The following is a 4,811-nucleotide window of genomic DNA, read 5'->3' as shown; positions in this document are numbered from 1 at the left end:
GGCGCCGGGAGTCCGGACCCGCTCGGGGCCGGGGGCGGTCCGCCCGGTCCCGGCGAGGCCGCCGTGCTCACCCCGGACGCCGGGAGGTCGCACCGTGCCGGCGGGGAAGGCGGCGGCGGGATCTTCGGGTCCCGCCGGGTCATGGTGGCCGCGGCGATCATTGCCGTCCTGTTCGTCGCCATCGGGACGACCGCCGGAGTCGTGCTCACCGGGCGCGACTCGGGTTCGGGCGGGCAGGCCGTCGCCGCCGCCGGGGCCTTCCCGACCACGGATCCGATTCCACCGTCGTCCACTCCCACCGCCGAGCCGCCAGCCGCCGCGAACCTGGTCCGGGTCGCGGGCTCCTCCGAGGTCGCCCCCATCACCGAGACCGCCTACAACGAGTTCCGCCAGTCCCAGCGCAACGTCACCGTCAGCATCGAGGCGACCAGCACCGAGGACGGTTTCGCGGCCCTGTGTAGCGGCAAGGCCGAGCTCGCGGACGCCTCCTTCGAGCTCACCCCGCAGACCACCAAGGATCCTGCCTGCGCGAAGAAGGTCGTCGGGTTCGAGGTTGCGCACCACACCCTGCCGATCGTGGTCAATCCGCAGAACACCTGGCTGCACTGCCTCAACCTCAAGCAGGTCAAGCAGATCTGGGGCGCCGACTCGTCGGTGACCCGGTGGGACCAGATCGACAGCTCGTTCCCGGACGAACCGATCGCGTTCGTCGGCCCGCCCCACGACTCGGTGCAGGCGGAGGTCTTCAACGCGACCATCAGCGACGCCAGCGACCGCTCCCGCGCCTACAAGCAGGTCGACCTGAGCGGGGTCGCCAACGACGTGGCCGGCGACCGGTCGGCCATCGGTTTCCTGGACTACCCCACCTACGAGACGTTCGGCACGAGGCTGCGCGGGGTCGAGATCAACAACGGCGAGGGCTGCGTCGCGCCGACCGCGGTGGCCGTCGGCACCGGGCTCTACCTGCCGCTGTGCAAGCCGCTGTTCGTCTACGCCCGCACCGACGCGCTGCGTCAGCCGGCCACGGCCGCCTTCCTGCGCTACTTCCTGGAGAACGGTCGCAAGATCGCGTTCGACGCGCACTACGTGCCGCGCAGCGACGACACGGTCGGGGACAACGTCGCCAGGCTGGAGAAACTGACGGCGGGGGTGGCGACGGTACCCGCCTGACCGGGCGACCGGCCCGCAGGGCGTGCGGGCCGCTCCATCTCCGTGGCAGGGCGGAGCGCGCCAGCCGTGCGGTCGCACGGCGCGCGGCGAGCCTGCCGGCTCTCAGGCCACGGAGTGGGTGACGGTGCAGGTGTAGATGCCGACGATCACGTTCGTGGGGATGGCCACCCCGAGTGTCGGTCGCCACGAGACGGCGCTCGGGTCAAGGCTGGTCGTGGTGGCGGAGAAGGCCGTAGGGGCGGCGGCCAGCGTCACGGCATTCGCCGCGGTGGCCTGGCCAGGGGTGACCGGGGACAGCAGGCCGGTCGTGGTGGTGGCGGGGCCGGACCAGTAGTTCAGCGACACCCGGGGGATCGTCTGGTAGGACGCGCCGGCCCCGGCCGTGCAGTTCGTCGAGGTCACGGTGGCCGTCCAGGCGCCGATCTGGTCGGTGCTGGTGACGGTCGTCGTCCCTAGTTCGACGCTGACCGTGCCGCCGCCGAACGCGTGCGTACAAGGGTGGCGGTGGCGGGGGCGGTGATGGACAGTGCCGCCCGAGCCGGGCCGCCGGACCAGGCGACCAGCAGGATCACGAGGACCGTGAGTGCCGAAAGTCTGCCTGTCACCCGCCCGGGGCCGGGGAGGTTGCACCGCATCTTCGACGACTCCTGACCAGATCCGCAGCAGGTGCTGGCCTTGGTACCACGACGGACGACGGTGAGCTTGGACCTCGGAGGCGGGCGGGGAAAGTCCGGCTGACACGGGGGCGGGGGCGGGGCGGGCGGAGGCCGAGGAAGGCCGTCGAGACACGCGGCCCGTTGCCATGCGTGATTGACGGCTACTCACAGTGATAGTTTTCGCTGTGTGCCCGGCGGATCTCACCTCTTGATACCGCAGTAGAGGGCGCTCCGGCCTCACGTAGGGGAGTAGTTGCATTGCGTAAGTCATCGCTGTTTCTTCTGAGCGCCGCCGCCGCGGCGGCCGCCCTTCTCGGCACGGCGCTACCGGCCAATGCCGCGACCGCCGACACTGTGGTGACCCTGACCCTCACCGGAGGGGCCGTGAACATCACGGCCCCGGCCACCGCCACACTGACCGGCGCGATCGGCACGACACCCGTGTCGGGTTCCCTCGGGCTCGTCACGGTCACCGACACCCAGGGTCTCGAAGCGCCGTCCTGGGTGGCCAGCGTGTCCACCACCGACTTCGTCGCGCCGGTGGGATCAGGTCTCCCCTCGATTCCCGTGACGAACATCCACTACGCTCCGGGCACGGTTACCCGCGTTAACAACACGGGGACCGCGACCAACGTCGACTTCGCCGCCGCAGACACTCCGGTTGAAACGGTGACGGCCACCGGCGGCTCCGGCATCAACTCGGCGTCGTGGAGCCCAACGCTGACGGTGGACATCCCGCCCACCGCCGTTGCCGGCACCAACTACGTCGCCACGATCACCCACTCCACGGTGCCGTGATCGGGGCTACGGGATGAACAGAGGCACCCTCCTCGGTGCCCTCGCGGTGATGGTCGGGATGCTCATCCCGACCATCACCGTTCCTGCCGTGTCGGCCGCGCCCCGCGGCGGGACCGTCAACCCGGACGGGTCGTTCGGGATCAGGCTGGTCGAGGTCACCGCGTCGCTGTGGAAGGATCCCCGGGCCAGGCAGTACATCGTCGACCATCTCAACCCGGGTGCCACGATGCGCCGCTCGGTGGAGGTCGTGAACAACACCGACGAGCCGATGCGGATCTCGCTGTATCCGGGGGCCGCGAGCCTGGGCGACAGCTCCTTCCACTTCGCCGAGGGGCGCAAGCCCAATGAGCTGACCACCTGGGTCCACCTGAACAACGACACGATCGAGGTCGGTCCGCACGCGCGGGAACAGGCCGAGGTCACCTTCGCCGTCCCCCGTGACGCCTCGCCGGGCGAGCACTATGGCGTGCTCTGGGCACAGGCGGGCAGTGCAGCGCCGGAGGGCAGCGGATTTCAGATGGTCAACCGGGTCGGGATCAGGATGTATCTCGATATCGGCCCCGGCGGCCCGCCCGCCGCCGGCTTCACCATCGCCGCGCTCACCGCGAGCCGCCTGCTCGACGGGCGACTGACGATCGGCACCGAGATCCACAACACCGGCGGGCGGGCCCTGGACATGTCCGGCGACCTGACGTTGACCAAGGGCCCCGGCGGGCTGCAGGCCGGACCGTTCCGGGCGAACCTCGGGACGACGATCGCACCAGGGGAGGTCAGCCCGGTCTCGTTCGCACTCGACGGGCAGATACCGGCCGGGCCCTGGACCGCGACGGTGAAACTGCACAGCGGGCTGGTCGAGCGGACCGCCACGGCGGTGATCCGCTTTCCCGACCGCCGCGGCGCATCCGAACGGGTCCGGGTGGCTGGGGCCTCCACCCGCCGGGTCGCGGTCACCTCCGCGTTCGTCACCGGCGGGTCGCTGTTCGGCGTCGGGATGCTGGTCATGCTTGCGCGCCAGTGGCGCCGCCGTCGCGGGTCGGCATCCTGACCCGCAGTCGGCAGATGATCAGGTCGCGCAGGCGTCGGCCCAGGGGACGTCGGCGACGAGTCGGTTCCAGTCGGCCCGGCTCAGCGCCGCGCCGGGCTGCGCGCAGGCGCGTTGCCGCAGCCGCTGCGGGTCCACCGTGCCGAGCAGGATCGTGCCCTTGCCGGTGGTCAGCGCGACGGTCCCGGTGGTGGTCGTGCTCATCGCCCGCACCGGCGAGTCCAGCGTGCCCACCGGGATGAGCGCGGGCACGGCGGCGGCGAGGTTCGAGTAGGCGACGCTGCCGGCGCTGTCCGCGCTCAGGAGCTGGTCGTCGGTGGCGAAGGCGACGGTGGTCACTGCCGCGGTGTGCCCGGGCAGGCGGTGCACGACGCGCGGATGGTTCGGGTCGGTGACGTCCGACACCTGCAGGTTCCGGTCGTCGCCGCCGGTCGCCAGCAGCTTGCCGTCCCGGCTGAACGTCACCGTGTTGACGGCACCGGTGTGGCCGGGCACCGATCCCATCTGCGCGGGGTTGCGGGGGTCGCGCACATTCCAGAGCTGGACGGTGCCACCCACCCCGGCGATGGCGAGCACGGCCCCGTCGGGGCGCAGCGCCAACCCGGTCACCGGCCCGGACCGGCCGATGAGCAGTTGCAGGGACTGGGGCCGGCCGGGGTCGGTGACATCCCACAGCCCCACCGACCAGTCGACGCCGGCCGTGGCGAGCAGGTGGGCGCTGGTGGACAGGGCCAGGCGGTGCACCGGCGTCGCCTGGGTACCGAGCGCGCCGAGCGGGTGGGGACTGGCCGGGTTGCTGACGTCCCACAGCCGGCCGGCGTCGGTGGCCCCGCCGGTCGCCAGCGTGCGCCCGGAGCTGTCGAAGACCACCCCACTGGCATGGTCGTCGGTCGAGCCCTGCGCGGCGACGGTCGGCCGACCCTCGCCGTCGAGGCGCCACAGGTGCAGGCGGCCGGCGTCGTCGGTGCCGGCGAGCGCGGTGCCGTCCGGGCTGAGAGCGAGATCGGAGTACGCCGCCGCGCCGGCGGGTACCCGGATCGCGGTCGACTGCCCGAACGAGGCGATCAGCGCGTCCCGGGCGGCGGCGGTCGGGGCGATCGCGTACGCCGCGAGGCTGAGCCGGGCGGCGAGCTGCGGGTCCTGGC

The 4,811-nt window shown here is 72.0% G+C and carries 5 protein-coding genes; 3 read left to right on the top strand and 2 right to left on the bottom strand.

The genetic code is table 11. The annotated features are described in order from the left end of the window. The coding region (locus ND748_RS25420; protein ID WP_251748574.1) for a substrate-binding domain-containing protein at positions 1 to 1,170 on the top strand (1,170 nt) is incomplete at its 5' end. Positions 1,171 to 1,272: 102 nt separating this feature from the next. On the opposite strand, the gene ND748_RS25415 is transcribed toward ND748_RS25420, so the two are convergent. After that, entirely contained in the window at positions 1,273 to 1,572 is a 300-nt protein-coding gene (locus ND748_RS25415; protein WP_251748573.1) for a hypothetical protein, read from the bottom strand. A 512-nt stretch (positions 1,573 to 2,084) separates the two neighbouring features. On the opposite strand from ND748_RS25415, the gene ND748_RS25410 reads away from it, so the two are divergent. Then, positions 2,085 to 2,624 (top strand): hypothetical protein, encoded by a 540-nt coding sequence (locus ND748_RS25410; RefSeq protein ID WP_251748571.1) that lies wholly within the window; start codon positions 2,085 to 2,087, stop codon positions 2,622 to 2,624. A gap of 13 nt (positions 2,625 to 2,637) precedes the next feature. Next, positions 2,638 to 3,669, top strand: a complete 1,032-nt coding sequence (locus ND748_RS25405; RefSeq protein WP_251748569.1) for a hypothetical protein — start codon at positions 2,638 to 2,640, stop codon at positions 3,667 to 3,669. Between the two features lie 18 nt (positions 3,670 to 3,687). On the opposite strand, the gene ND748_RS25400 is transcribed toward ND748_RS25405, so the two are convergent. Next, on the bottom strand, positions 3,688 to 4,811 hold a 1,124-nt coding region (locus ND748_RS25400; RefSeq protein WP_374216031.1), incomplete at its 5' end, for a WD40 repeat domain-containing protein.

The organism is Frankia sp. AiPs1 (assembly GCF_023716945.1).
Taxonomy (GTDB): domain Bacteria; phylum Actinomycetota; class Actinomycetes; order Frankiales; family Frankiaceae; genus Frankia.
Note: the sequence above shows the minus strand (reverse complement) of the source record. Positions and strands in the feature narration are given on the sequence as shown.